This window comes from Paenibacillus xerothermodurans (assembly GCF_002220865.2).
In the GTDB taxonomy this organism is placed as follows: Bacteria; Bacillota; Bacilli; order Paenibacillales; family NBRC-103111; genus Paenibacillus_S; species Paenibacillus_S xerothermodurans.
In genome coordinates this window covers 668,598-694,709 of sequence record NZ_NHRJ02000002.1, presented here as the reverse complement: position 1 = coordinate 694,709, position 26,112 = coordinate 668,598, and the positions used below count along the sequence as shown (strand labels likewise).

Genomic DNA, 26,112 nt, shown 5'->3' with positions numbered 1-26,112 from the left:
ATCTCCTAAAAGCAAACAGAATCTCCCATTGCTCAAGCAGAATCTCCCATTGCAACTGTGAATTCTCTGAAAATTATTTTAGCACACATCGTCTATTCAGGTTAAGAACATGTTATAATTTACCACATGACATTGCAGCGCTTTTACCGTAACGTAGTAACTTGAATCTATAAAGAAGGTTGGTAGGTAACATGCAGATTGGAGAGGATACTCAATTGGCCGCAGGCCAGCAGAAAGGGACGGCTGAACGTTTCACACGAGCCGGATTTATTCTGGCTGCCATCGGCAGCTCCGTAGGTTTAGGCAACATGTGGAAATTCCCATACATTACAGGGCAAAATGGTGGAGCCGCTTTTTTTCTATTGTTCATTATATGTCTTATTGTCGTAGGATTGCCAATTTTGTTGGCGGAAATGACAATAGGACGTGGAGGCAGAGCTAACGCCGCCACATCGCTTATCAACCTGACCGGCAAAAAGTATTGGGGTTGGCTTGGATTTTTAACAGTTGGCACCGCATTTTTGATCATGTCTTATTACGCCGTGGTTGCCGGTTGGACGCTGCATTACACTCTGGAATCGTTCACGGGTGCGCTGTTCCAAGAAGGGGCCGACTACAGCAACAAATTCAAGGCGTTTGCCGGCGGCTACATGCCTGTGTTTTGGCAGGCTGTTGTCATGGTGCTCAGCGGGTGGGTACTTGCTCGTGGGGTGTCAGGGGGGATTGAAAAGTTAAATAAAATTTTGATTCCCGGGTTTTTAATCATTCTTTTGGTACTAATGGTACGTTCGTTGACGCTGCCGGGCGCAGGCAAGGGCGTAGAGTTTTTCTTGAAGCCTGATTTTTCACTGCTGACTCCAGAATCGGTGCTAATCGCACTAGGACATGCATTTTTCTCGCTATCTCTTGGCATGGGCTGCATGATTACGTACGGCTCTTACGTAGAGAAGCAGCAGTCATTGGGCGCTGCGACATTGGCGGTTGGCTTTGGAGATTTGGTATACGCGTTCATCGCTGGATTGGTCATTTTCCCGACCGTGTTCTCTTATGGACTGGCGCCCGGCGAAGGCGTAGGCCTGGCATTTATGGCGTTGCCAGCAGCGTTCTCCCAAATGCCGTTTGGTGCCTTCTTCGGCGGTCTATTCTTCCTGCTGCTGTCGATCGCCGCCTTGACTTCCGCTATCTCCATTATGGAAGTGCCGATGGCGTACGCTATGGACAAATGGCGTTGGAGTCGCACTAAGGCTGCGGTTGTGATCACCGCGCTGTGCTTCGTTATCGGGGTGCCTTCGGCTTTGTCCGTCGGCGGAGTTCTTAGCCACATTGAGATCACCAAAGATAAAACCATCTTTGATTTTGTGGAGTTCGTCACCTCCTACATTATGATGCCGCTTGGCGGATTGCTCGTCACTTTATTTACGGGATATGCGTGGAAGCGGGCGGGAGAAGAGGCCGGGCTGTCCGGACCTTGGTACAAAACCTGGATGTTCCTGCTTAGAGTTGTCGCGCCAATCCTGATCATTCTGGTCTTTTTATATTCCGTTGGCTTAATTAAGTTCGAATAGGTACTTGTCCGAAACGCCATTGTGCAGATCTAGGTCTGTGCATCGGCGTTTTTTTATTTGGATTGATATGGCATTGAGCTGTATGTCAGCTACTACCTGGCTGGCTTGCAACAGCGAACGTTCGCGTTGGTCAAGATGAAAGAGACCGGCAGGTTAATCCCACTATCATACTTTTGTTCACGTTCGCAGCCATCGTTACTCACAATATTCTCCGTGCGGTGACATATCTTCTTAGCCAGTACGGGCTTCGCCAACGTGTAATCGTGACCCCGGCCGGTGAAGCGTAGGTGTGGAGCATGTACCCTTTGCCAATATCCACCCCAGCATGGCCAATACCATTGCCTGAGCAGCCGTCTCTTCGAAAGAAGACGAGGTCTCCGGGCTGCACGGCCGACTGCCTGACAAACCGTCCCATGGCAGCCTGCTGTCGGCTTGATCTTGGCAGGGCTATGCCACAGCGCCCGAATACATATCTTACGAACGACGAACAATCAAATGCGCGGCTGCGCGGATACGGTCCGGCGCCCAACCGGTACGGGGTTCCGCGCAGCCGTACGCCAACAGAGATAATGATGCGCGCCAGCTCGCGGTGCTGTTTGATTTTCACTACTTTTCCGGGTTTACTGGCTCTGCCTGGTACCGGTGGGACACTAATTGTCGGAATGATGAGTTTGGTGCCTGCAGGCATCGGTTCTTGCAATACAGTGAGCTGCACTTTAGATCGGCGGATGCTCAATTTAACATCTCCTTTTCAATCTGAGCGTTTCCCCTGCGGCCGAGCCTCATAGTGCTCGCAGACCTTAACAATGCAGCGTACGAAAAGATGTGACTGTAGGTGTCGGCGTTCCTTAGGCGGAGCGACCATAAGAGAGATGGAACATCATCCGTTTTTTGAATGCGGACACAACGGTTATCTCAAGGCAAAGATTCTATATCAATCTTTCATAGCTTCTAGTGGGGTCTGTGTTTTTCGGAGGCGGCGTCAGAATCCCCTATGTGCCAAGAGAAACTGCACAAAATGTTGCATATGGCTTAGCAACACTATCCAAACTTTTTTGAATCTCAGATCATACGATATAACGTATTAAAAAAAGTTATAGAAGGGAGTTGCGGAGACATGGGCTATGGTGCAGGTGCAGCTGGTGCTTACGGCGGTCTGTTCACTTCCGTCGGTGTGATTTTGGTCCTCTACATTCTTTTGGTGATCATTGCCAAATCTTGGGTCATCTAATCTTGCCAGAGACATCCAATCCTATACGGAACACTGGGCGCTTGTCTAAACGAGGAGCATGTAGAGATGCCTCGTTTTCCAAAGGTTTAAGTGTCAAAGGCGTGAGCTTGGGGGTCACATGGCCCCCCATAGCTCACGCTGTTTGGTGTCTGTAAGGAAACCAAGTACCGCCGTGAAGATGCTTCGCAGCACGTCTTTCATCCCGTTCGGAACGGAGTAGATTAATAGTACGGAAATCAGGCCGTTGGGTCATTCAAATATTGTTTCACTTGCGTTAACACGCGCGATCTAGCAAAAAAGAACGCCTACAAGCTGTCGCTAATCGCTGTCAAAGAAATAATTTGGTCCTGCGCGGCAGTGTCTCTGTCCCAGACATAAACACTGATCGTTTTACCACAAGCGAAAGCAGAGCTGTTAGACGGTTATATTTCTATGGGAAAATGGGGGAGTCTATCATCAATGGGGAATTTAGAACGAAATTCGCCAATAGCATTGACTTGAACTGAATCTAAGTTTAGAATTTATATAAATGAACTATGATTACCGGAGGTCTATTCCATGAGCAGAAAAGGGCAGTTAACCATACAACGCAAAGCGATTTATGATATTTTGCAGGAGAGTGAGGATCACCCGACGGCTGCAGACATTATGGAACGGCTCCGGCAGCGGGACTACAGTTTTGCTTACGCAACGGTGTACAATTCACTTCGCTATTTAACGGAGGAGGGTTTGATCACCGAGCTCAAATTGGATGGGGACGCCAGCCGCTATGATGCATGTACGGAGGAGCATCAGCATATTGTATGCAGGCGCTGCGGCAGGGTGGACGAAGTGTTCACGAAAATTCCCGAGGATTGGCTGGAAGCAGTAGCCAAGGAAGTCGGCTATGACGTTGAACATGAGCGCGTGCTGTTGAAGGGAGTGTGCCCCACATGCAAAGGGAAAACGCAATGAATGGGCTTCGCGGCTCCAGAGTAACGCCGTTTAGGCCGATCGCTCCCGCAAACGACCAAGCGGCGGGGATGTACTGTGCGAGCACCAATCGAATCGTCGTCATTAGTCCGTATCCTTACTCACTTCGGGAGCTCGTGGGTCAGCTCACCGCCAAGTGCTATGACGTTATGGTGTTCCACTATCTGGATGAGGAAGCGTTAGCCAAGCTTGATGTGGATTTGATAATCATAGATCTCACCCAGGAATCACTCGTGACGCCCGGAGCGACCAACCGGCCGCTGCTGAACCACACCCCGGTGCTGCGGCTCGTTAATTCCCGGGACGAGCAGTCCCCGGCGCCGTTCAGTCCGCTGATGCACCATGCCGACTGGTCTTGGACGGAGGACGGAGTGGACGAGGTACTCGAACGCATACGGTCCTTGCTGCTGCACAGCAGCCGTCCGGCTGAGCAAAGGGCGGATCAAGTGTACTTGAAAGATATGCTGGTGGATTACAAGCGAGTCTCTGTGTATGTAGGCGATTCGCGCATTGAGGTGACCAAGACGGAGTTCGATCTCCTCAAAGCGTTGTTGGATGCCGGAGGCAGTGTGTTAAGCCGTCAGGAGTTGATGGATCGTGTATGGGGTGAGCATTACTTCGGAGGCAGCAACACCGTCGATGTTCATGTGAAAAGCCTGAGGCATAAGCTGAAGGACAATCCCAAAGTACCGAAATACATCGAAACCATACGGGGTGTCGGGTACCGCATCGCAGATTGACGCATGAAAACAAGTCCGCAGCCGGTTGCATTATAGCATGCAGTGCTGCGGACTTCTTTGTTTGTGTGGCCGAACCACGCAGATGGGCAGTGTTAACCCGTCAGCCGGACCGGTGAGCCTGCTCCCTCTCTCGGCTTAACAAATTCTTTGCATGGAGTTAACTTCGCGTAAACATGTCCACGCTATCATTGTCATGATGAAAACACACCGATCCGCGCCGCATGCTGGCACACATCGACGTGCTAGGACGGCGGCAAAAAAGAGGGGGTTCCCATGACAAATGCAGGGACAGCGTTGAAGAAATCTATCATTGTTGCCAGTGTCACATTGCTCTTGGCCGTACTCGTCTTCATGGCTGGTCACACGCCGATATCTGCGAAACGGGAGAAAAATCCAAGCTTTCAGTTCGGATTAATTGCGGATGTGCAATACTGCGATTGCGACACAAATAACACGCGATTTTACCGAGAGTCCCCAGGTAAACTGGCGGAAGCGGCAAAATTGTTCAACAAGCATGATCTCGCGTTTACCATCCAGTTAGGTGACATCATCGACCGGGATGCAGCGAGCTTTGAAAAAATTGTGCCTATGTACAACCAGATTAACGGACCGAAGTATCATGTGCTTGGCAACCATGACTTTCCCGTCGCGAGCGATAAGGTGGTCGGCCTGCTTGGCATGACGAAGCAGTACTATGATTTCAGCCGTGACGGTTGGCGCTTTGTCGTGCTGGACACGAACGATATAAGCACTTATGCCAACGCGGAAGGCACGACCAAACACAAGCGGGCTCAAGACGTGTATGATGTCTTAAAATGGGCCGGTGCACCTAACGCGGAAACTTGGAATGGCGGCTTGGGTTCGGAGCAGATGGACTGGTTGCGCGGGGTACTTCAACGGTCGGCACAGGCAGGAGAGAAAGTGGTGGTAATCGGTCATATGCCGATCTACCCTAAAAACATGCACAATGTGTGGAATGATGAAGCAGTACGTCAGCTGTTGGAGTCCTCCCCCAACGTTGTTGCGTACTTCAACGGACACAATCATGAGGGAAATTATGAACGGAAGAACGGAATTCACTATGTAAACTTCCAGGGCATGGTGGAGACGAAGAACACCAATGCGTACTCTATCGTCCGTGTGTTCCCTGACCGGCTGGAGATCGACGGCTATGGCCGGGAGCCGGATCGTGTGCTCGAGCTTCGCAATGACAAAATAGAGATGAATGACCACGCAGATGGGAGCGAAAACGCTGCGGCCCGGCAGCCGGGCAAAGATAACCACTAACAGCAAAATCAAAAGCAATTTTAACCCGACAATCGTTGGGTTTTTTGTTGTTATGCTTACGCAGCATCTTTAGATGGCGGCCACAGGGGCTGCATACAATGCTTCCTCACTTTAGGCACAGCCTTATGCCACCGAGCCTATAGCTATCAGAGCGCCAAGCAGCGCGGTCCCCACTGCGAGACAATATTTGTCCAATGGTTGAAGCACTATTTTTCCGCTGGAATCGCCAATGAGACGTTTCAGTTTATAGCCTCGGGCTTCCAGAGCAAAGGCCAGATCTTCCGCATGCTTCATCATCGAAAGGATGAGCGGAATCATAAATACCGGCATATCTCGCATCCGAATGGAACCTGCCTTGACGTAAGATTTCCCCCTTGCTCTTGTGATTAGAGACATTTTTTCCATCTCGTGGAAGAACATCGGGATGAATTTTAGCAGCAGAGCAGTGGCGAATGTGAAGATGGATACCGGCAGCTTAAACCTCTCCAGTACAGAGAAAGCTTGCTCCAAGCCGCGCTGCATCACTTGTGGCCCGGTGGTCGCTGCGAACAAAACGCCAAGTATCATAATAAGAAGGATTTCGGATAGTTTTTGCACCGTTTGTGCCGCCGCCACGAGTGAAAACTCAAACGCCCTCGGAATCAACGAGTCCGGCTGAAAGCTCAGCGTGACCCCGGAGATGCAGGCCGATATGGCAATAAAGATCAAGAGCGGCTTGCCTGGCTTCAGAATGGTATGGACGGACTCTCGTGACAGTATAAGGCACACCAAGGTAATAACTGCAGCAGCGCCGACACCAGCCCAAGAGTGCTGCAGCAAAATGCCTGCCGAAAGCATCATGTATAGAAGCCATTTGGTGATCGGATGCAGCCGTTGTGCGCTGCTGCCCGCTGCGTTGGCAAGTGTTGTGCCGGCGGATTGTGGCAATGCCGGGGCCTCGCCGTCCGGCACAGATCTCGCAGCGCCAATCTCGCGGGCTGTACCCGTATCGACTGCGTTCGCCGTGCCAGCGGCGGTTGCAGTCCCGGCGGAGGCAGCAGCGCCGGCGCCAGTGCCATCGAGAGGTGTACACGTGGCAGTGTGAGCTGTAGTGGAAGCCGCGCCACCGGACGCTGCATAGTGGGCGCAGTGAGCAGCGCTGGCAGCCGTGACAGTGACGGCTGACGTCTTAGCTAAGTGAGCTGTATTGCCGGCAGACACGTCGGCTGTGGCAGTCGCGATGCCTACGGTCATCGTCGATGCTTGAATTTGCCTGATGATCTCATCAGCCGCGGCTTGCGGAGACACACACGCAGACTGGAGAAACACCTCATGCTCCCGAAGCTCTTGCGCTAACTTTACCGCAGACGGCAGGCCAACGTTCGCCTGAAGCAGTATGTCCGGATTGGCACACAGCTGCTCCGGTGATACATCTGCGGCGAGTTTCCCTTTCGCCAGCACGAGCACCCGGTCCGCTATCGGGAGAAACGTGTCAAGATCGTGACTCACCACGATCACGCCCCCGTCACTGCCGCCTTTGCGGGACTCGAGCATCGTAAGCAGCAGAGGGATGCTGCGTGGATCAATCCCCGCCGTAGGTTCATCCAGCAGCAGCCAGTCCGGTTTCACGGCAAGGGTTGTGGCGGTTGCAACTTTCCGCTTTTGTCCGTCTGACAAAGCGAAAAACGAAGAGTCAAGCAGCCGTTCAGGCAGACGCATTTCATGCATGACCTCGCGAATGCGTGCCTGCTGCTCCTGCTTCGTCAAGCGCAGCGGCCGCAGAGAGTAGGCAAACTCCTTACGGATGCTCTCGGCGAACAACTGTCGTTCAGGATATTGAAACAGCAGGCCGGATTTAAATTTTACCGCATCGTTGACGTGCTTGCCCTTCCACAAACTTTCACTCCCGTATTGAACGGTGCCGGAATGAAGTGGGATGAGACCGGCTATCGAATGCAGCAGCGTCGACTTGCCTGAGCCCGTTTGGCCCACCACCAGCGTAAGAGTTCCGGGGGCACAGACAATGCTGATGTCAGATAAAATAGGAACGTCTGACCGGTTCGCGGGGTATACGGTTAACTGGCTGACAGTGAGCGTCATAACGCTCTCACCGCCTGTCCCAGCTGGGTCGTGGACACCGGCAGCGGATCGAGCTGAAAGCCTTGTTGGAGCAGAGCACGCGCGGTCTGCACCGAATAGGGCGGAACAAAACCAAGGCGCTCACAGCAGCTCGACCACCCATCCCTTGGAAGATGATGAAATTCTGTTGAATCATTGGGCGATGATGTCTCGGCAGCGGCTATGTCTAGGCCGCCCGCATACGATCTATCTGTCCGTTCAGCCCAATCACTGTCGCTAATACTTCCGTAGAAGAACTCCTTTGTCGACCCGTCAAACACAATTCCGCCGTTATGTAGGGCGACGACACGATCGGCATACGCCAGCTCATCGAGCCACTGGGTGATCCAGATGACCGTTTTTCCTTCACGATGCAGCTGCTGAGCCACCGCGGCGATCTTGGTGCGTGCTAGAGGGTCCAACATCGAAGTGGCCTCGTCAAAGAGAACTACCGCCGGTTGGAGTACAAGACAGGCGGCGATGCAAAGCAGCTGCTTTTGTCCGCCCGACAGCTGGGAGACCGGGGCGTCCGCGTGAGCTGCTAATCCCACTTTGGACAAAGCTTCTAATGCTCTTTCTCTCATTATTTCCCTCGAAATCCCGTAATTTTCCATGCCGAAGCAGAGATCCTCATAGACAGTTTCACCGATGATTTGTGCATCCGGGTTTTGAAAAATCAGCTGGATAGGCGGCCGCTCCTGCATATGATAACTGACGGCGCCGCGAGTGGCAGTGAACAGCTTGGCGATTAATTTGGCCAGCGTGCTTTTACCGCTTCCGTTCGAGCCCACTATAGTAACCCATTCACCGCGCTGTATTGAGAGATTAATATCGGTCACAACATCTGTATCGCCCCCGCCGGATGGGTAAGCGAATGAGACATGTTCTAACTCTATCAATGTTTGAGGATGAAAATTCACTGCAATCATACTCTTTTCTATGCCTATTGTTTGTGCTAGAATAGCAATTGTCAACCTTGGTTGGCAATAATAGGTTAACAAATAAAAGGAGAATTTGCAATGAAAATCGATCTTCATCTGCGCGGCGTTGTGTTCAGTGCGCTATTCGCTGCGCTGCTCGCCGCGTCGAGCTATTTCAACATCAATCTTGGCATTTCACCGGTGCCGATTTCGATGCAAAACTTTGTAGTTATGCTTGCCGGAGCCATACTGGGTCCATTGTACGGCTTCTTCAGCATGGCTCTGGTGATAGTGCTGACGGCACTCGGGATTCCTCTCATCCATGGCAGCGGGGGAATTGACTTGATTTTGGGGCCAACCGGAGGCTTTCTGTGGGCTTATCCGTTCGCTGCGCTGCTGATCGGGCTGGCCGCCAAGCGGATCAAGGGTCGGGGCACGGCCGCTTTTGTTGCCATGTTCGTTGCGATGGAACTGTTTGGTTCCCTGCTCCTGTACATAACGGCAGTTCCGTGGCTGGCACATGTAGCAGGTTATTCCATGCAAAAGGCAATGGTACAGGGCTGTTACCCTTTTCTTCCGGGTGACGCGGCGAAGGCTGTGCTTGGTGCGTTAATCGTCTTGCCGATACGTCAGGTTTTTCCAATGGCACGCATTGTCGGCGCCGGCGCGACCAGATCAGCATAATGATTTTGTACAAGGATTCCGGATAGCCGGCATCCTTTTTTTTATCTCACCTTGATCAGATACCCATACCCATGGGTGAAAAACGATATCTTGTGCAATGACAGAAAATTTTTATCATTTGAGGTGAATCTGTTCAGCAGGCCAGGGTGGTATGATAGAAAAGAATTAGCCTCGGGAATGCCATCAGATCTCCCTTTGTGTATGCGCATACAAAGTGCTAATGATATTATTCCGGGTGAAGGGATGGAAGCGGGCAAAAATATTCTGGAGCAGCTGATTGAAAAATGCTCAATTAGCCGCTGAGGAGGACAGGCCTTATTGCCACGATGCCGGGCTGACTGTGGTGTACGCCGATGTCGGACAAGATGTACATATTCAGGGAGGCGATTTCACCAGCGCCATACATGAAAGCATCCGGAAAGGCTACAAGGAAGGGTATCTCCGCAATTCGATTGTGTCGGACCCCCTGCTGCGTAAAAATACAAACGATAACACGCCGGGTGTGATTCACACGAGAATAGTGCCGGGCGAGCAAATGAAGCTCACAGTACTGCCAAAAGGCGGCGGCAGCGAGAACATGAGCGCTATGAAATTTTTGCTGCCGGGAGAAGGCGTCGCCGGAGTGAAAAAATTCGTGCTCGATACGATTATCGCTGCCGGCGGGAGAGCCTGTCCACCGCTTGTCGTCGGCGTAGGCATCGGCCCGCAAGGCCTGGGAGGAACTAATACGGCGATATGGGTCGCGGTTGAAACATACGGCTGTCATATCACAGCTCTTCCTGTCGCGGTCAACATTCAATGTCATGCAGCGCGCAAAACATGTAAGGTGATTTGACAGTTCACACTTGAAAGGGAGGTGTCAGGGCCATGGCCAAAGTAAGTTTGCAAACCCCTTTAACACGAGAGAAGGTCTTGTATGAGCAGGAAATCGCCAAATATAGAAGAGTCTGAGCCTGGACTGGCCTTATCGTAATTCTGCCTAAGCAACAGCCGTGGAGCACAGCGAAACCTCCGGGCGCATTGACTGGATTCACTTGAATGGATTCACCAATTGCGCTCGGAGGTTGTTGTTTTACTTTGGATCGATGCGGCCCAGATTTGCCTAACTGGAGGTGCCGTGGTTGGCACGCTGGTGGATCGCAGTTAGGATGATGTCGGTAGCAGAGTAACGGAGTTAGCATGTATCGGGACATAGGCGCCGGGCTAGTTCATGTCGCTATCCGTGAGAAGTCGCAGGTTACGGCCTCTGCCTGGTTAGATTACCGTGCCGTTGTCTTTTCTGGTACCATAGCCGGCATCATGATAATCGGGGTTTAATAACCGTCCGAGAATCCCCGTCTGTTCAATGTGCCGCTTGGCCTTATCGTCACCCAGCTGATAGATCATGTTATACATGTTCAGCATGTCACTGTTGAAGTCTTCCGTCGCTTTGTCGTGCTCTGCTGACTTATAAGGAATCGGTGCGCGAATGTGTGTGTTCTCTTCGTCATCCAGCACTTTTTGCATCAGCTCGCGGAGCTCGCGGATTTCCTCGTCGTTCGCCCGGATTCGGAATTCATAATCGTCCTGTAAAGCATCGTTCATGGTGGTCTCATCTTGAATCAAGCCGTTGGCGACGGAAACGTAGTACAGCGTTTTAGGCATATCATCGTCCTCCCAAATGAACAGATTAGTAAATATTAACCGCCCTCAAATGGGATGAACCTCAGATGTATGCCGGCATCGCAGTCAAAAACATTCGTAGCATGTACGCTGGATCCGCTAACAAACAGAAAACCGATGCGATGCCCCATATAGGGCAGCGGTCCGTAGGTCTATTATAAGCATCTCGCGCAGCTGTAAATAGCGGATACGTTACGATCTTGGCAGAGCGAACGTAACTGTCTCATCTTTGAACAATCCTTTGCCGTCGGCACCATAGAACGGCCCGAATTCCAAATCGAACTTTTTGAATATTTCGAACTCATCTTTTCGGAACATAAACACGTGATATTTCTCGCCTTGTGCGCCGGCTTTTATGTCTTGCGGTTCGCGTGGCTCAGCCATTCCTTCAGATAGTACGGTGCCACGGTTTTCATCGATACGCAGCTTGGAACCGATATTGTATATACTGATATCCTGTGATGACTGGTTGTCGAGCTTCAGCTTGACCGTCAACGCCACAATTCCGCTGTCCCCAAAGTTGCGATACCGCTCTTTGTTTGCCTCGGTCGGTATGATTTCAGTGTACTGAACGCCGTCCAACGTCACTTTCACGTCGCCCAGCTGTTTCGTTTCATTGATGCCGGTTTTGTCAAAAATCATTTTTTTATCGGCCAAGTTATCGACGGTGAGCCGGTCCGGGTAAAATTGCGGCTGACTGGCGACCTGCTGCTGCTGCTCGGCACTGTATATGAAATCAAAGGAAGCATTGCCTCTGAACGTTCCTTTAAATTCTTTGTTATCGGCAGCGCCGCCTTCGATGATAAATTTGGGCTTCACCGATTTTAAAGCATCGAATTCCTGGTTGGTCAATGTGAATGTGACGAGGCCCGTAACTTTCTCTTCTGCCGAATACTTGGACGCTTCAGTTTCCTGTTTGGATTTGACTTGATCTTCTTTTTTCACGAACGTTTTGTTGCTGTCCGAAGGGATGTAATCCGTGGCATTGCTTAATTGGATCCGATAATTGTTCGTGTAGTACATAGGCTTGCCGGTGGCGTTATCCAGGGTTACCTTGGCGGTTACGACATAGCCGTCTGTCTGATCGTCAAACGGAATCGCAAAGGACTTGCTCATGCCGGTCACTTTACGATCTGATACTCATGTACGGTCACCTTGAAGCCGTTCATATCATGGCTGTACTGCGGGTCCTTGTTCGTGAAGACCACCTGAACATCACCTTCAGATTCTTCAGCGATGGTTGGATTCATTAACTCGCCCACGCCCTCAGACGGTCCCTGCGCCGACGCAGGTTCAGGTGTTGGGCTGGCCGGTTTCTCTGTATTCGGCGCTGCGGCTTCTTCTGTGTTCGTTTTAGGACTGCTGTCGCTTGGCGGGGCTGCAGCCGGCTGATCTTTACCGCATGCAGTAAGAAGCAGCGCCGCCGATAGCATGATAGGCCAGAACAATTTCTTTTTCTTCAATTTTTTTCCCCATCCCTTTTTTTAATGTACGTCGTTCTTATTATAGAAAAAGGGTTTTGTATTACAATGGTTCCAGCGCACGAAATATTGGGCCTAATTTCCAGTTCTGACAGCTGTATTCTTCTGATTCCATCCAAAATTCTGGATTTTATAGGTAAATATTCACAGAGTGCTTGCCAGTTTGCCGTAGCACCGGCGGTGGCATGTGACGGCCTCAGGACCGAGGAGATACAATGGTTGACGAGGGGAGACAGGACAGAAACAGAACGCGACCGAGCGAGCAAGTCCCTGCAGAAATGGACGGTTATTGGAAAAAAATGCAGCTGTCCTCAAACGGAAGAGGAAGCTGCATTGGTCAAAGCAGTTCTAAGTGCGGGGCCGCGCACGATTGGTCGGTGCGGCAGTTAGCGGGTCTTCAGGCCAGTAGTGCTTGGGATAACGGCCTTTTAAATCTTTTTTCACTTCAAAATAAGTATTCCGCCAAAAACTCGCCAAGTCGCGTGTCACCTGTACAGGACGTTGGGCTGGCGAGAGCAGATGCAGCGTAAGCGCAACCTTGCCTCCGGCAATTCTGGGAGTTTCCTGCAGGCCGAACATTTCCTGCAGCCGAACGTGGAGAGCCGGAGCGGCAGGCTCGATGTAGTCGACCGGGATACGCGAGCCGCTAGGGACGACAATGTGTGTTGGAGCGTGGTCATCCAATGTGCGGCGCTGTTCCCATGTGAGCGCCGACTGCAGTACTTCGACCATGGACAGCCGCTGCAGATCGCTTCTGCTCTTCATGCCATAGGCATGAGGCCCGAGCCAATCTTCGAGGGAGGCAAACAGAGCCTCATCGGACACATCCGGCCAGCGGCTGTCATGCAGATGCATAAAACGCAGCCGCTCCCGGTACTGCAGTGCCGCCTTGTTCCACGGGAGCAGCGCCAGTCCTTCCGCTGCGATCCCGTCGAGAAGCGCCGTGAGAGTCTCTTCGGCAGCCGGCGCCGGGAGAGGTACTTCCTGCAGCAGCAGAGCGCCAAGATGGATCTGGCTGCGTCCCCGGACCGCCTGCGCCGTGCGATCCCAAGAGATGATGCGCTGAGTTTGTACTTGCCGCTCAAAGTGGCGCTCGAGCTCCTCGCGCTCCACAGGCGCGGCGAGATAAATACGGCTCTCGGTACCCGTATCGTCCAACTCGGCGGCCACTAAAAATGGTGCAAAGCTGAGCTGCTGCTGACGTGGCAGCACGGCGCCCCGCCCGCCGCTCAGCAAAAAACGCCCGTCAGACCGGCGTTGTCCGATCCGATCGGGGTAGGCGAAGGCGAGCAGTAGGCCGCACTTGTCGACGTCATTTGACATATTCGTCGGCACATGGAGCGCGTGTTTCCATTGGTCTGCCTGCGAGATAATTCGCCTGCACACGCTGATGTCCACCTGTGCTCCCACTGGCTCTGCGTGCTCCCCTGACTTCGCACCTGCAATGCTCCGCAGCACTTCTAACCGCCGCCGAAGATCCGCCTCCGCACCTACGCGGAAGATGTCCCGCTCGTTTAACAACGCGGCCAGCTCGCAGGCCAGCGCTCCTAGCTCCGGGCTCAGCGCGCAGGCTTGCAGCAGCATGTGCGCCAGCCGTGGATGCAGGCCAAGGTCAGCCATTCGCCGGCCTTCCGCGGTAATTGCGCCATCCGTACCGAGCGCGCCGAGACGGCCGAGCAGCTCGCGGGCCTGCGCATAGGCAGCCGCCGGCGGCGGGTCCAGCCACGCGAGCTCGTCCGGATCGGCTGCGCCCCAGGCGGCGAGCTCAAGCGCAAGCGGCGCGAGGTCCGCATCCAGCATCTCGGGCGTGCCGGATGGGGCCAATCGCCGGTCGTCGTGCGCGGTCCACAGCCGGTAGCATACGCCTGGTGCGAGCCGGCCGGCACGGCCGCGCCGCTGATCCGCCGAGGCGCGCGATACCGCGACTGTCTCCAATCGGGTCATGCCGGTTCGCGGTGAAAACCGCGGCACCCGCATCAACCCGCTGTCGACCACGATCCGTACGCCCTCCACAGTCAGGCTGGACTCCGCGATGGAGGTTGCGAGGACGATCTTGCGCACCCCTTCCGGGCTGGCCGCGATAGCCGCATCTTGCGACGCTTGCGGAAGGCTGCCGTGGAGGGGTGCAATCCGTACGCCGCTTCCAAGCTGCATCGCACGCAGAAGATGCTCAGTCCGTCGAATCTCCGGCGCCCCCGGCAGGAATACCAACAGGTCGCCGTTGGCATTTGCAGCCAGCGCTTCCTCAACGCAGCGAGCTGCCGAATGCTCAATGGGCCCGTCCACGCGCCGGTCTAGATAGACGGTGTCTACCGGGAAGCTGCGGCCCTCGCTTCGGACGATCGGCGCATCGCCCATCAGCGCTGCTATTGGCTCCGCATCGAGCGTCGCCGACATGACAAGGATACGCAGGTCGTCCCGCAGCAGTGCTTGTGATTGCAGACATAGCGCAAGCCCCAGATCCGCGTGCAGGCTGCGTTCGTGAAATTCATCGAATATGACCACGCTGACCTGCTCAAGCGAAGGATCGTGCTGCAGCATTCGGGTGAGCACTCCTTCTGTGACCACCTCGATCCTGGTGGCCGGGCCGACCCTGCTGTCCATCCTGACGCGGTAACCGACGGTTTCACCGACTTGTTCGCCCAGCGCTGCGGCCATGAAGCGCGCTGCTGAACGCGCAGCCAACCGCCGCGGCTCAAGCATGAGAATGCGGCCCCCGGCCGACACGGAGTCATCTAACAGCGCGAGCGGAATCCGTGTTGTTTTTCCCGCGCCCGGCGGGGCTACAAGCACTGCGTTTGGCCAGCTGCGAAGCACTCGGAGCAGGTCCGGTAAAACGGCTTCTATTGGTAATTTATTCATTGGCTCACTCCATAGCACATAAATTGTATCGTAATCTACGCCCGATTTCCGAATCGATTCTATGATTGTAGCTTATCGCGCAAGACATAAAATACGCAAAAAAAAATCTCTCTTAATAGAGAGACAAGGCAAGCGTATCTTTTTCGTTATAAGAATGCAGAATCGCCTCACAACCGACGATCTCGATGCTGATTAGTGATGCCAGACATTTCTTGATGGCTTTTCTTCCTTTTACGAGCTTCGCTTCCAATGCTGAAGTTAGTAGATTCAATTTCTTTTTATTTTTTTCGTCTGAATATACAGGTACGGTCTTGTTGTGAACAGTTATAAACAACTTCATTCTCTTCACCCACCTAATAATTGGATATGTTAAATAGTTTATATTACGATTATTAAAATAACATTAAAAATCTATGACAAATTCATAACATCGCAACAATGAACTGCTGAGATTATCATGTCATGTTCACACCATTTTACCCGTAAACCGGTTGTCGCACCAGCCCCCAAAACCATAAATTCTACAAGCATTTGCTGCCGATGCAGTCAACAAAGCGCAATCCAGGAAAAAAATACGTTCTGGCAGATGAGGACGAATATTTCTGGCAGTAAGGGAAAATCCATGTAATTTTTCATGGTGCTTTTAACTGGGACTCATCTCTTCTTAAGGTTGGCGGTTTACACTTGCCTTGCTAAGCCAATCCAACACATAGAGGTGGAAAGAACATGAAAGCAATCGAGAAAAAATTATTAGCCAGTGCGATCGCCGCGAGCTTCCTATTGGGCACTGCCGGTGTGATGACGCAGGCCCAAGCTGCCGACAACGCGTCGGGTGACGAAGTGCGGCCGACAGGCACAGAGCAGCGCGCTGAGTCATCGCACATAGACGGAAGAGCTGACTGGCACCACAAGGTCAACAATGTAGTGGCGCAGACCGCGACCATTCTCGGCGTGGAGCAAGACGTGGTGAAGGAAGCTCTCAAGCAAGGTAAGAGCTTGCTGCAAATCGCGCAGGACAAAGGCATAAACGAGGACACGCTGATGCAAAAGCTGATCGATGCCGAAAAAGAAGCGCTAGCCGCGGCGGTGAGCTCCGGTAAACTGACCCAGGAAAAGGCGGATAAAATCAGCTCGGGCATGGAAGACCGAATTCGCAAACAAGTGCATGGTACCGGTTGGGGCAAAGTGTTTAACGTCGATAGGAAGCACATGCACCAAGGCTTTGCTAAGCATGAGGTAACCCTCGGCCATGATACGGCTGAGATTCTTGGCGTAACACCAGAGGCTGTGAAGGAATCGTTGAAGCAGGGCAACACATTTGCACAAATCGCTCAGGGCCATGGCTTAAGCGAGGCCGATTATTTACAGAAGCTGACCGACCGTCATAGTCAAAAGCTGACGGCAGCGGTTAGTGCGGGTCGCTTGACTGAAGAGCAGGCGGAGCGGATTAAATCGAAGATCTCTGAGCATTTGCAAGAAAGAATCAATCAAGCGAATACTAAGGAGTTTCACCTGGAGAAACGCGGTTTGGCTCATGCCGCAAAACCTGAGGCATTAGCTGAGGCGATTGGCATCTCTGAGGACCAGCTGAAATCAGGACTGCAGGCGGGTAAGAGCCTATCCGAGCTCGCCCAAGAGCAAGGCATTAGCGAAGACCAGCTTATACAAAAATTAAAGGACGGTATGACAGACCAGCTGCGCCAATTCGTCCAGCATAAAAAAGACACTGTAAATTAAAGTGCGGTCATCGTTTATCGCACTGGCCCAGGCAGTGCTATAGCGTTACTGATTATACTCCCAACAATCCTCCCTTTCGTATCTTCTCGATCATTATTTGTGCCGTCCGTCTATCGGGCGGCTTTCTTTTTGGCCGTGTGCCTCGCCGAAGCAGCGTATAACGGCCGCATTGGATCATTCCTCGACCGGCCCCACGGGACGTCAACTTGTCGCACACGCCAGTCCTATCACCCTTGGGACGGCCGACCGCCTCGGCAAGATCGGCAAAGTCTGGCGCACTTTCAGCAATATTGATCGTTTTCATAATACCATTTTGTGCTAGAATAGGTCATGCCGGTCATAGTTTACTAGATCGGCCAAACGTCATAATTCGAGCGCAAATGAGGGTTTCCAATGATAAACATGCTTAACAAAGCATTAGAAAAGTTTATGCCGTTGCTTACGCCAAGCGGGGTCATACTCGGCTTGCTGTTCTCCGCACACCTGCACTCATATAGTTTTTTAGCTGCTTGGATTTTCGCAGGTATGTCCTTCGCGGGAAGCTTAGGTTCAAGTTTTAAGGATTTGGGCAAAGTGCTGATGCATCCGATGCCGATCATAGTCAACTTCGTCATTCTTCATCTGTTTATGCCGTTGTTTGGATGGGCTGCCGGTACCATCTTTTTTCCCGGTGATGATTTGACCCAGACCGGATTTGTGCTGCTGTTCGTGATCCCTACGGGCGTGATCAGCTTGCTTTGGGTGACCTTATACAAAGGTAATATGGCGCTAACGTTAGCTCTGATTTTGTTGGACACGCTGTTATCTCCTCTCGTGGTACCTTTCAGTCTTTCCGTTCTGGTCGGAGCTAAGGTGCAGATGGACGTATGGCACATCATGCAAGGACTGCTGTTTATGGTCGTTGTGCCGTCATTGCTTGGCATGGCCATGAATCAATGGACCAAGGGAAACATCAAAGTGGTATGGGGACCGAGGTTGGCTCCCTTTTCGAAAATCGGCTTATTCATAGTGGTCGCGTTGAACAGTGCGGTCGTTGCGCCATTTTTGAGCGAGATGAATACGAAGCTGATTGCCATCATGCTGCTTGCTCTAGTGTGTGCCCCTATAGGCTACCTGGCCGGGTGGGCGGCATCGGTTGCGCTAAAGTGGCAGCCTGAGGTTACCGTAGCGCTGACGTTCAATTCCGGCATGCGGAATTTAAGTGCGGGCGCTGTGCTAGCAGTCAGCTTTTTCCCACCCCCGGTGGCTCTTCCGGTCATTGCTGGTATGCTCTTTCAACAGATTATCGCCTCGTTGTACGGGCAGCGTTTGGGCAAAACGTATGGGACGGGCAGATTGGCAGTCACAAATGCCGCATGATATCAGTCGTGCCAAGATTTCGCAGCATCATTCAGGCGTTCCGACCTCTCTTGCCAGGGGCGGGACGTTTTTTCGCATTTGCAGGTCAGTCAGAAAACTGGATGTTTTTGTGTTATGACTAGCATTGTGTGCCCTGTGTCCGCTGGCGTGTTGATCTGAGGCGCCAAAACACGGGGCGTGGGTTTTATGTCCGAATTTGTTGTATTATATATAATTAGATACAATCTATAACAAGCTTGATGCAGAGGAGACTAACATAGTGCGAAATTCCAAACATACCGCAACCATCTCGCTTGCTGTGATGGCGGCTGGATTTATAGGGACTTTACTGATAGAAGGGCCGCCATGGGTGCGCTTTTTGCAGACCGGCTTCGAGGCCGGGCTTGTGGGCGGGCTGGCGGATTGGTTTGCCGTCACAGCGCTGTTTCGGCACCCTCTGGGCATTCCGATTCCGCATACGGCTCTACTGCCTAACAACAGGGACAAGGTGGCCAAGGCATTTATTTCTACGATACAAAATGACTTATTGAGCAAGCAAAGTATCACTAACAAGCTCGCTGAGATTCCTCTACTGCCGCGGCTGCTGAGCGCTGTCCAGGAGCAGCTAACGGTTGACAGCACTAAGGCGGCTATTGCAAAAGCGTGCGAGTTTATCATTCGGCAGCTGCCGCTGGATAAGCTAGCGGATTATGCCGAAAAGGAAGCGGCCCGTCTGATCCGTGAGTTGGATATGCGCCAGCTGTTGGAAAAGGGGTTGGCACAGGCGTACGCCAAGGGCTACGACGAGAAAACCTTTGATTTTGCGCTGGATATGGCGGAGAGGCTTGTGAGTAAGACTGAAATCCGTGATCGTATGGGTGCGATGGCAGCGCAAGCACTTACGCATATGAAAACGAACGGGCTCATGCAGTTTGCGATGAATGCCTTTGTGGGATTCTTTAACGAAGAAAAGCTTGGCCAACTCATTCAACAGTTTATTCTGAGCGGAATTGCCGGCATGCGTGACCGGGAGAACCCGAATCGCCAAGCAGTGCTCGAGTCGCTGCGCGGCTGGTTGAACGAGCCTGAACACCGAAGCGGCATCGCGGCTGAATTGGAAGGCTTGAAGGCACAACTGGCAGAGGAAATGCAGCTGAGGGGCAAAATAATGGATTTACTTGTGCGGCTGCAAGAGCAGGCGGTGAAGAGTGTAGGTCAGCCGCTGTTTGTGGACACGCACGTGGTGCCGTTCGTACAACGGCTGATCCAACGACTCGAGAATGATCCTGAGCTGCTCAAACGATTGGAGACTGGTTTGAAGGAGCAAATTGCCCGGTTGATCGAAGCCAACCATCATAGAATCGGCGTGTTGATTAAGGAGAACATCGACCGTTTCGACGATGAAACGCTCATTGAATTGATGGAGGATAAGATTGGAAGCGATCTGCAGTGGATTCGTGTGAACGGGGCTGTTTGCGGGTTTTTGATCGGGCTTGTACTGGCAGGCCTAGAGAGCGTTCTGCGCTGACGTCGGCGGACTAACACAGCAAGTGTAAGAAAAGAACTACGACCTGGTCCCATGACTAGGTCGTTTTGCACTTGCCCGGCACCGCCGCGGCACGCTGGGCGTACAACGCCCGGACAGTGCCCGGACGGTGCGCGCGGTGACAAGCCGAGCACTATGGGGGGTGTGCTGTCGCGCGCGGTAACCGCCGCATCGAGCTGTCGTACGCGCAATGGCTACCGGCCGAACGAGCATACCGTGCCCCGTGGGCTGCTCGTGTCACCACAAGCATGCCGTGCCCCGTGGGCTTCTCGTGTCACCACAAGCATGCCGGGCCCCGTGCGGCTGTTTGTGTCGCCATAAGCATGCCGTGCCCGCGCGGCCCCGACCGAACACATCGGGCGGCCGAGCTCCCGCTGCGCACTGTCGAGCGCGGCAGATGAGCGCGGCGGCTGGCTCACAACTCCGTCTCAGGCCTGCCGTTATCTCTGGGCCATCGACAGGAGGAAAGTCTTGGATCTAGCCAGAATTGTGCCTTTTTCATCTATAACCCGAACTTCCACTCCGAGCTGTTCCGGATTGCTTTGCAGCTCCTTCGGCAGTACAGCCGAGATGGTTTCCTCGCTGTGCCACGTGGTTTCCAGCTCTTTACCATTCACGCATACAACGCTGCCCATCCCGAAACGTCCGCCTGTTACCGTAATGGTGGCTGCCGCTGACTCACCGATATCGAGTGGGGAAGGGGAGACCGATTCGATGACAGGCTCGCCGTAACCAAGAATGAAATTCGCCGAAGCATGAGTCACAGTCGAAGACTCGGAGGCACCTGTGCGTCCGCCGGTTTGGTGTTTGAGACCGGTCCCTACTTCGGCAGGGGCATGCGGGCGATACACCTTTTCATACACGGAACCGGATACGTCCGGGGAACCGCTGTCAGGCACTCCGCCTGGAACCCCACTGGAACCGGCACCGGAATCCGCGCCTGCACCGGTCAAAATGCTCCGCTGCCACGCTTCGTAAGGCGCCAGCTCCGCTGGATTGATTTGCATTGCTTCGTAATACTTTCTCGGCGGTATAACGGGCGTTCGCTGGGACAAGTCTGCTAAGTAATCCGTATAGGCGCTGCCTGGTTTCTTAGCGAGTTGCAGAATATAAGGACTCAAAAAAGATGGGCTTATGTATAAATTGTCCTTGGGCCCAGTCATGTAATTGTTCCAGATAAGCACGGGAACGTTGTACATTTTCGGCAGGAAGTCCGGATCGTTCTCGCTTTCAATGTACTTGGTTTCACGATAAACGTAATAATCTTTCTCTAATTGCGGGAGATGGTCTCCGAAAAACACAAGGATTGTCGGCTCTTTCAACCTGCTGTAATGCTCAACCAGCTGCTGAAGCATGGCGTCCGCGCCGCTAGCCCCCTGGGCATAGGTCTCCAGTATTGCGAGGGCTGCACCGGGCACTTTCCCTTTGATCTGTACCGTGTTATTTTTAAATTTATTAGGCCAGTAATGATAATGGTTCTCCATGGTGTTAGCAAATATAAAATCCGAACCGCCGCTGCGCCTTGTTTCCTCGATAATTCTTCTGGCTACGGCATGATCGCCGATGTATGGCCCCACATATTCATCGGGGTTGAAAAACTCCAAACTGATATATCGGGAAAAGCCAAAACGGCGATACACGTTCGTGCTGTCAAAATACCAGTTATGAAACGGAGTAATCGCCGTTGACGTGTACCCCTGCCGCCCCAATATGCCCGCAAGTGAATCGACGTTATGTTTAACAGCGGTTTCATAAGCAATGTCATCCTCGGGCAAAAAGCGCATTGAGTTGCCGGTTAGCACCTCAAATTCAACATTGGCCGTGCCCCCGCCATACTGCGGAGAAAGCATTGTGCCGCTGGTGTATACCTTCTGCAGAGCATGATACACCGGGATGGGGTCACGGCTGAATTGCAGGCCTGCGATTTGGGTCGGGTCCCAGAACGCCTCGCTCAGCACGACGATCACATTCGGATCGCGCCGCAGTTCCTCCTCAGTCCATTCAAGAGTCGGTGCCATTATAGGTATAACGCTTGTGTCGCTGCCCGGTCCGGCAGATCGCAGCAGCGGGAGCATGAGCACGGCCAACAGAAGTCCGGCCAAGCGCCGTAAAACTAGTTTGTTCACACGCATCTGTGAAACTCCTATTCTGAGGAAACTATGGCCATTATAGCATGGCGCCGCACGGGCTGACATAAGAAAAACGCAGCGAGAGGGAGCGGGCTTGGAGCAACAGCTGCAGTAAAAAAGCCGTTGACGCCTTTGCAGCCATCCACTAAAGTTACAACCAAACGCAATTCGGTCGTTTCACACAGCGAATTACGGGCTTATAGAGAGAATACAAGGGGAGTGAGGGAATTGAACCGGAAAATACCGCTCAAAGAATACGCCGGGCTGCTGCGAAGCTATCTCAAGCCGCAGCGCAAAAGCATCATATGGTTATCTGTCCTATTAATCTCGGGCATTATCATGCAGCTCATTAACCCGCAAATTATAAGATACTTTATCGACACGGCTAAAACGCAGGAAAGCACGACTCCATTAGTGTACGCTGCCGTACTGTTCATTGTGGTCTCGCTGGTGCATCAGGGACTGACGGTCGCAGCCGCATATATCGGTGAGAACGTCGGCTGGATCGCCACTAACAAACTGCGCGGCGACGTTGCGGAGCACTGTATGAAACTGGATATGTCGTTTCATAAATCGCACACGTCGGGAGCAATTATCGAACGTGTCGACGGGGACATCAACAATCTGGCGAACTTCTTTTCGAATTTTGCCGTTTCCCTGCTTAGTAATCTTTTATTAGTAGCCGGTATGCTTGTGCTGCTGTTCCGGGAAGGATGGGCGGTGGGGCTTAGCATGACGGGCTTCATCGTCTTTGCCATTTATGCGATCCAATATATTCGCCGCTTCGCCGTGCCCCACTGGGGTAACTTGCGGGCGATGAGCTCGCGGTTTTACGGCTTCCTGGGTGAACATCTCGAGGGTACCGAGGATACGAGGGCTAACGGGGCGACGGGCTTCGTTATGCAGCGATTTCATTCACTTCTAAGGGAATGGCTCCCTCTGCGCGTTAAGGCTTTTCTCGGCTGGGCTTCGATGTGGATTACTACATTACTGGTGTTTGCCATAGGCAATGCGGTCGCCTTTGCGGTGACGGCTTATTTGTGGAAGCTTGGTTCGATCTCGCTTGGAACGGTTTACATGATCTTCTATTACTCTGAGCTGATGGCCAAACCCATAGAACAAATCCGCACGCAAATGGAAGATCTGCAAAAAGCTGACGCCAGCATCGTCCGGGTGCGTGAGCTTCTGCAAACACAATCGGCCATTCGCGACGGAGTAGGGGTGCCCCTGCCGAGCGGACCGCTGGCCGTAACGTTTGACGATGTCAGCTTCGGCTATGACGATGATTTAACTACGTTAAATCATATCCACTTCCATCTGCAACGCGGAAAAGTGCTTGGGCTGCTGGGCCGCACGGGCAGCGGCAAAACCACGCTGGCACGTATGCTGCTTAGATTTTACGATCCTCGCTCCGGCGCCATCCGGTTGGATGGGATAGATGTACGTGACACGACTCTGCCAGAGCTGCGAAGCCGGGTTGGATTTGTGACTCAAAACATTGAAATTTTCCAAGGCACGGTCCGCGACAACCTGACTTTTTTCCAAGATGACATAGATGATCAGCGTATTATCGCCGTGCTGGAGGGACTCGGTCTCGGACAGTGGTACCAGTCGCTGCCCAAAGGTCTCGACACTCCGCTGGAATCCAACGGCGGCGGGTTGTCGGCCGGTGAAGCCCAGCTGATCTCGTTTGCTCGTGTGTTTTTATCGGACCCCGGGTTGATTATTTTGGATGAAGCATCATCCAGGCTGGACCCTGCCACGGAGCAGAAGCTGGAACATGCAATCAGCCGGCTGCTGGTTGGCCGCACCTGTATTGTGATCGCCCATCGGCTGGCTACCATTCAGCGTGCCGACGAAATTCTTATTTTGGAGGAAGGGCGGATTATCGAGCTTGGCGACAGAGTCCGGTTGGCGGCCGACACGCGCTCCCGCTATAATCAAATGCTGCAGGTCGGGATGGAGGAGGTTTTGGTATGAGCACATTCGCTTTTCTCATGAAGCTGACTCGTTACCGTATCGGATTATATATACTGAACGCAACTGCATGGGCTTTGATTTACCTGGCACCGATAGCCCCGGGCTGGATAACGAAACAATTCTTCGATTCGCTGTCCGGCCATGCCGCATACGGCTTCGATGTATGGTTGCTGATAGCGCTGCTTTTGGCGGCGACGCTGGCGCGCGCTATGATGATTATTTTCGGCTTTATGACCGATGTGCATTCCCGGTTTCGTATCGGCAGCCTGCTGCGCCGCAATATGCTGAGCCATATTCTCAAGGAGCCGGGCGCCAAAGCCATTCCCTGCTCACCCGGTGAGGCGATCAGTAATTTTCGCGACGATGTCGAGCAGATCGAGGAGACTTTCAGCTGGTCGGTGGACGCGCTGGGGATGACTATGTTTGCATCGGTCGCTTTTTACATTTTGTATGACATTCACGCTGCCATGACGATGTGGGTATTTTTGCCGTTGGTGGTGGTTGTTACGGTGGCGCAGATATCGACTACGCTGCTGCAAAAATACCGGGCTGCCAGCCGGCATGCGACAAGCCAGGTGACAGGTGCGATAAGTGAGATGTTCAGCGCTGTACAATCGATTCAGGTGGCGGGCGCCGAGGAGCGGGTTATCGGCCGCTTCAGGAGGCTTAACGATAACCGGAGACAAGCGATGCTCAAGGATAAGCTGCTCACGCAGACGCTTGATTCCGTATTCTCTAACACGGTCCACATCGGTACCGGTTTTATCCTTCTGCTTGCGGCCGGCTCGATGCGCGAAGGAAGCTTTACGGTAGGGGATTTTGCTTTGTTCGTCTATTATTTGACGTTCGTCACTCAATTCATCCAAAATTTTGGAAAGTTTCTCACCTGCTTCAAGCAGAGCACAGTGTCGAAACAGCGCCTCGCTGATTTGCTGCAAGGAGCGGAGACGGAGAAATTAACGGAATACCATCCGCTGCATCTGAGTGCAGCAGTAGAGGAAGCACCGGGGGAAATATCGTCGGATAAAATACAGCGCGGTCACGGTGCCATCACGGCTCACCGCTCCGATGAGCAGCTGCACATGCTGGAGGCGGAGGGCCTCACATATCATTATCCGCAGACGGGCCGCGGTATAGATAATATCAGCCTCCGCGTGCCCCGCGGTTCGTTTACCGTGATCACGGGGAGGATAGGGTCCGGGAAAACAACCCTCGTGCGTGCACTGCTCGGGCTTCTTCCAAGGGAAGCCGGAGAGATCCGTTGGAACGGGCAACGTGTCGCGCAGCCGGGCGAATTTTTCGTGCCGCCGCGGAGCGCGTACACTCCACAGGTGCCTCGGCTTTACAGCGATACGCTAAAGAACAATATTCTGCTCGGCATCAACGCACGCAGGGAGCAGCTCGCCGCGGCCGTGCACGCCGCCGTGTTAGAAGACGACATCGCGCGGTTGGAGCACGGATTGGATACGATCATCGGACCGCGCGGGGTGAAGCTGTCCGGCGGTCAAGCACAGCGGACGGCAGCGGCCCGCATGTTCGTGCGTAACGCTGAACTGCTTGTGTTCGATGATTTGTCCAGCGCTCTCGACGTTGACACCGAGAGCAAGCTGTGGGAGCGGCTGCACGAGACGAGGCAGGCGACCTGTTTGGTGATATCTCACCGCAAAGCCGCGTTGGCGCATGCGGATCACATTATTGTGATGAAGGACGGCTGCATTGAAGCGGAGGGGACACTCAACACACTGCTGCAAACGAGCGAGGAGCTGCGCCATCTGTGGAACCGGGAGGAGACCGGAGGCGCAGCGGCCAACGGTTGAGCAGGTGAAAACGCATTTCCATGCAGCTTAGACCACATGGTCTTCGGCAATTATGCATGCTAAA

At 52.9% G+C, this 26,112-nt stretch carries 19 protein-coding genes and 1 pseudogene; 12 read left to right on the top strand and 8 right to left on the bottom strand.

Annotation, left to right across the window (positions count from 1 at the left end; all coding sequences use genetic code 11):
* Positions 1 to 191 precede the first annotated feature (191 nt).
* Positions 192 to 1,565, top strand: coding sequence for a sodium-dependent transporter (locus tag CBW46_RS06960; RefSeq protein ID WP_089199261.1), 1,374 nt, complete (start codon positions 192 to 194; stop codon positions 1,563 to 1,565).
* Between the two features lie 199 nt (positions 1,566 to 1,764).
* Here CBW46_RS06960 and CBW46_RS06955 read toward each other — a convergent pair whose 3' ends face one another.
* Positions 1,765 to 2,301: a C40 family peptidase gene (locus CBW46_RS06955; protein WP_243633194.1), complete on the bottom strand. Its 537-nt coding sequence runs from the start codon at positions 2,299 to 2,301 to the stop codon at positions 1,765 to 1,767.
* A gap of 381 nt (positions 2,302 to 2,682) precedes the next feature.
* Between CBW46_RS06955 and CBW46_RS06950 the strand changes: the two genes are divergently transcribed.
* The 4 genes from CBW46_RS06950 (at position 2,683) to CBW46_RS06935 (ending at position 5,795) form a co-directional block, all read left to right on the top strand.
* A complete protein-coding gene (locus CBW46_RS06950; RefSeq protein ID WP_089199260.1) occupies positions 2,683 to 2,796 on the top strand; it encodes a sporulation protein YjcZ in 114 nt (37 codons plus the stop codon).
* Positions 2,797 to 3,354: 558 nt separating this feature from the next.
* Positions 3,355 to 3,750 (top strand): Fur family transcriptional regulator, encoded by a 396-nt coding sequence (locus CBW46_RS06945; protein WP_089199259.1) that lies wholly within the window; start codon positions 3,355 to 3,357, stop codon positions 3,748 to 3,750.
* Positions 3,729 to 4,508 (top strand): winged helix-turn-helix transcriptional regulator, encoded by a 780-nt coding sequence (locus tag CBW46_RS06940; RefSeq protein ID WP_089199258.1) that lies wholly within the window; start codon positions 3,729 to 3,731, stop codon positions 4,506 to 4,508. Before CBW46_RS06945 ends, CBW46_RS06940 begins: the two co-directional genes overlap by 22 nt.
* Positions 4,509 to 4,781: 273 nt before the next feature.
* The gene (locus CBW46_RS06935; protein WP_207802249.1) at positions 4,782 to 5,795 is read left to right on the top strand and encodes a metallophosphoesterase; all 1,014 of its coding nucleotides are present in this window, start codon (positions 4,782 to 4,784) and stop codon (positions 5,793 to 5,795) included.
* A 123-nt stretch (positions 5,796 to 5,918) separates the two neighbouring features.
* Here the strand turns inward: CBW46_RS06935 and CBW46_RS06930 are convergent, their stop codons facing one another.
* Together CBW46_RS06930 and CBW46_RS06925 are read right to left on the bottom strand one after the other, a co-directional pair.
* Positions 5,919 to 7,874, bottom strand: a complete 1,956-nt coding sequence (locus tag CBW46_RS06930; RefSeq protein WP_089199257.1) for an ATP-binding cassette domain-containing protein — start codon at positions 7,872 to 7,874, stop codon at positions 5,919 to 5,921.
* The gene (locus tag CBW46_RS06925; protein ID WP_165842212.1) at positions 7,871 to 8,812 is read right to left on the bottom strand and encodes an energy-coupling factor ABC transporter ATP-binding protein; all 942 of its coding nucleotides are present in this window, start codon (positions 8,810 to 8,812) and stop codon (positions 7,871 to 7,873) included. Before CBW46_RS06925 ends, CBW46_RS06930 begins: the two co-directional genes overlap by 4 nt.
* Before the next feature lie 99 nt (positions 8,813 to 8,911).
* Here CBW46_RS06925 and CBW46_RS06920 point away from each other — a divergent pair, with 99 nt between their 5' ends.
* A complete protein-coding gene (locus CBW46_RS06920; RefSeq protein WP_089199255.1) occupies positions 8,912 to 9,496 on the top strand; it encodes a biotin transporter BioY in 585 nt (194 codons plus the stop codon).
* A gap of 277 nt (positions 9,497 to 9,773) precedes the next feature.
* Entirely contained in the window at positions 9,774 to 10,331 is a 558-nt protein-coding gene (locus CBW46_RS06915) for a fumarate hydratase (RefSeq protein WP_207802248.1), read from the top strand.
* 419 nt (positions 10,332 to 10,750) lie between these two features.
* Here CBW46_RS06915 and CBW46_RS06910 read toward each other — a convergent pair whose 3' ends face one another.
* The 4 genes and pseudogenes from CBW46_RS06910 to CBW46_RS06895 form a co-directional block, all read right to left on the bottom strand.
* Positions 10,751 to 11,140: a hypothetical protein gene (locus CBW46_RS06910; protein ID WP_089199254.1), complete on the bottom strand. Its 390-nt coding sequence runs from the start codon at positions 11,138 to 11,140 to the stop codon at positions 10,751 to 10,753.
* A 210-nt stretch (positions 11,141 to 11,350) separates the two neighbouring features.
* Positions 11,351 to 12,408, bottom strand: a pseudogene (locus CBW46_RS06905) (DUF5068 domain-containing protein).
* Between the two features lie 579 nt (positions 12,409 to 12,987).
* On the bottom strand, positions 12,988 to 15,501 hold the full coding sequence (hrpB, locus tag CBW46_RS06900; protein WP_089199253.1) for an ATP-dependent helicase HrpB: 2,514 nt from the start codon (positions 15,499 to 15,501) through the stop codon (positions 12,988 to 12,990).
* A 112-nt stretch (positions 15,502 to 15,613) separates the two neighbouring features.
* The gene (locus tag CBW46_RS06895) at positions 15,614 to 15,841 is read right to left on the bottom strand and encodes a 3-dehydroquinate dehydratase (RefSeq protein ID WP_089199252.1); all 228 of its coding nucleotides are present in this window, start codon (positions 15,839 to 15,841) and stop codon (positions 15,614 to 15,616) included.
* Between the two features lie 386 nt (positions 15,842 to 16,227).
* On the opposite strand from CBW46_RS06895, the gene CBW46_RS06890 reads away from it, so the two are divergent.
* The 3 genes from CBW46_RS06890 (at position 16,228) to CBW46_RS06880 (ending at position 20,104) form a co-directional block, all read left to right on the top strand.
* Positions 16,228 to 17,238: a hypothetical protein gene (locus CBW46_RS06890; protein WP_089199251.1), complete on the top strand. Its 1,011-nt coding sequence runs from the start codon at positions 16,228 to 16,230 to the stop codon at positions 17,236 to 17,238.
* A gap of 393 nt (positions 17,239 to 17,631) precedes the next feature.
* Positions 17,632 to 18,597 carry a bile acid:sodium symporter family protein gene (locus CBW46_RS06885; RefSeq protein WP_089199250.1) on the top strand — a complete coding sequence of 322 codons (966 nt, stop codon included), beginning with the start codon at positions 17,632 to 17,634 and terminating at the stop codon, positions 18,595 to 18,597.
* Positions 18,598 to 18,856: 259 nt separating this feature from the next.
* Positions 18,857 to 20,104 carry a DUF445 domain-containing protein gene (locus CBW46_RS06880; protein WP_089199249.1) on the top strand — a complete coding sequence of 416 codons (1,248 nt, stop codon included), beginning with the start codon at positions 18,857 to 18,859 and terminating at the stop codon, positions 20,102 to 20,104.
* A gap of 458 nt (positions 20,105 to 20,562) precedes the next feature.
* On the opposite strand, the gene CBW46_RS06875 is transcribed toward CBW46_RS06880, so the two are convergent.
* Entirely contained in the window at positions 20,563 to 22,254 is a 1,692-nt protein-coding gene (locus CBW46_RS06875; protein WP_243633193.1) for an LTA synthase family protein, read from the bottom strand.
* A 216-nt stretch (positions 22,255 to 22,470) separates the two neighbouring features.
* Here CBW46_RS06875 and CBW46_RS06870 point away from each other — a divergent pair, with 216 nt between their 5' ends.
* A complete protein-coding gene (locus tag CBW46_RS06870) occupies positions 22,471 to 24,231 on the top strand; it encodes an ABC transporter ATP-binding protein (protein WP_089199248.1) in 1,761 nt (586 codons plus the stop codon).
* Entirely contained in the window at positions 24,228 to 26,048 is a 1,821-nt protein-coding gene (locus CBW46_RS06865) for an ABC transporter ATP-binding protein (RefSeq protein ID WP_089199247.1), read from the top strand. The genes CBW46_RS06870 and CBW46_RS06865 overlap by 4 nt, the downstream gene beginning before the upstream one ends.
* Positions 26,049 to 26,112: the final 64 nt, after the last annotated feature.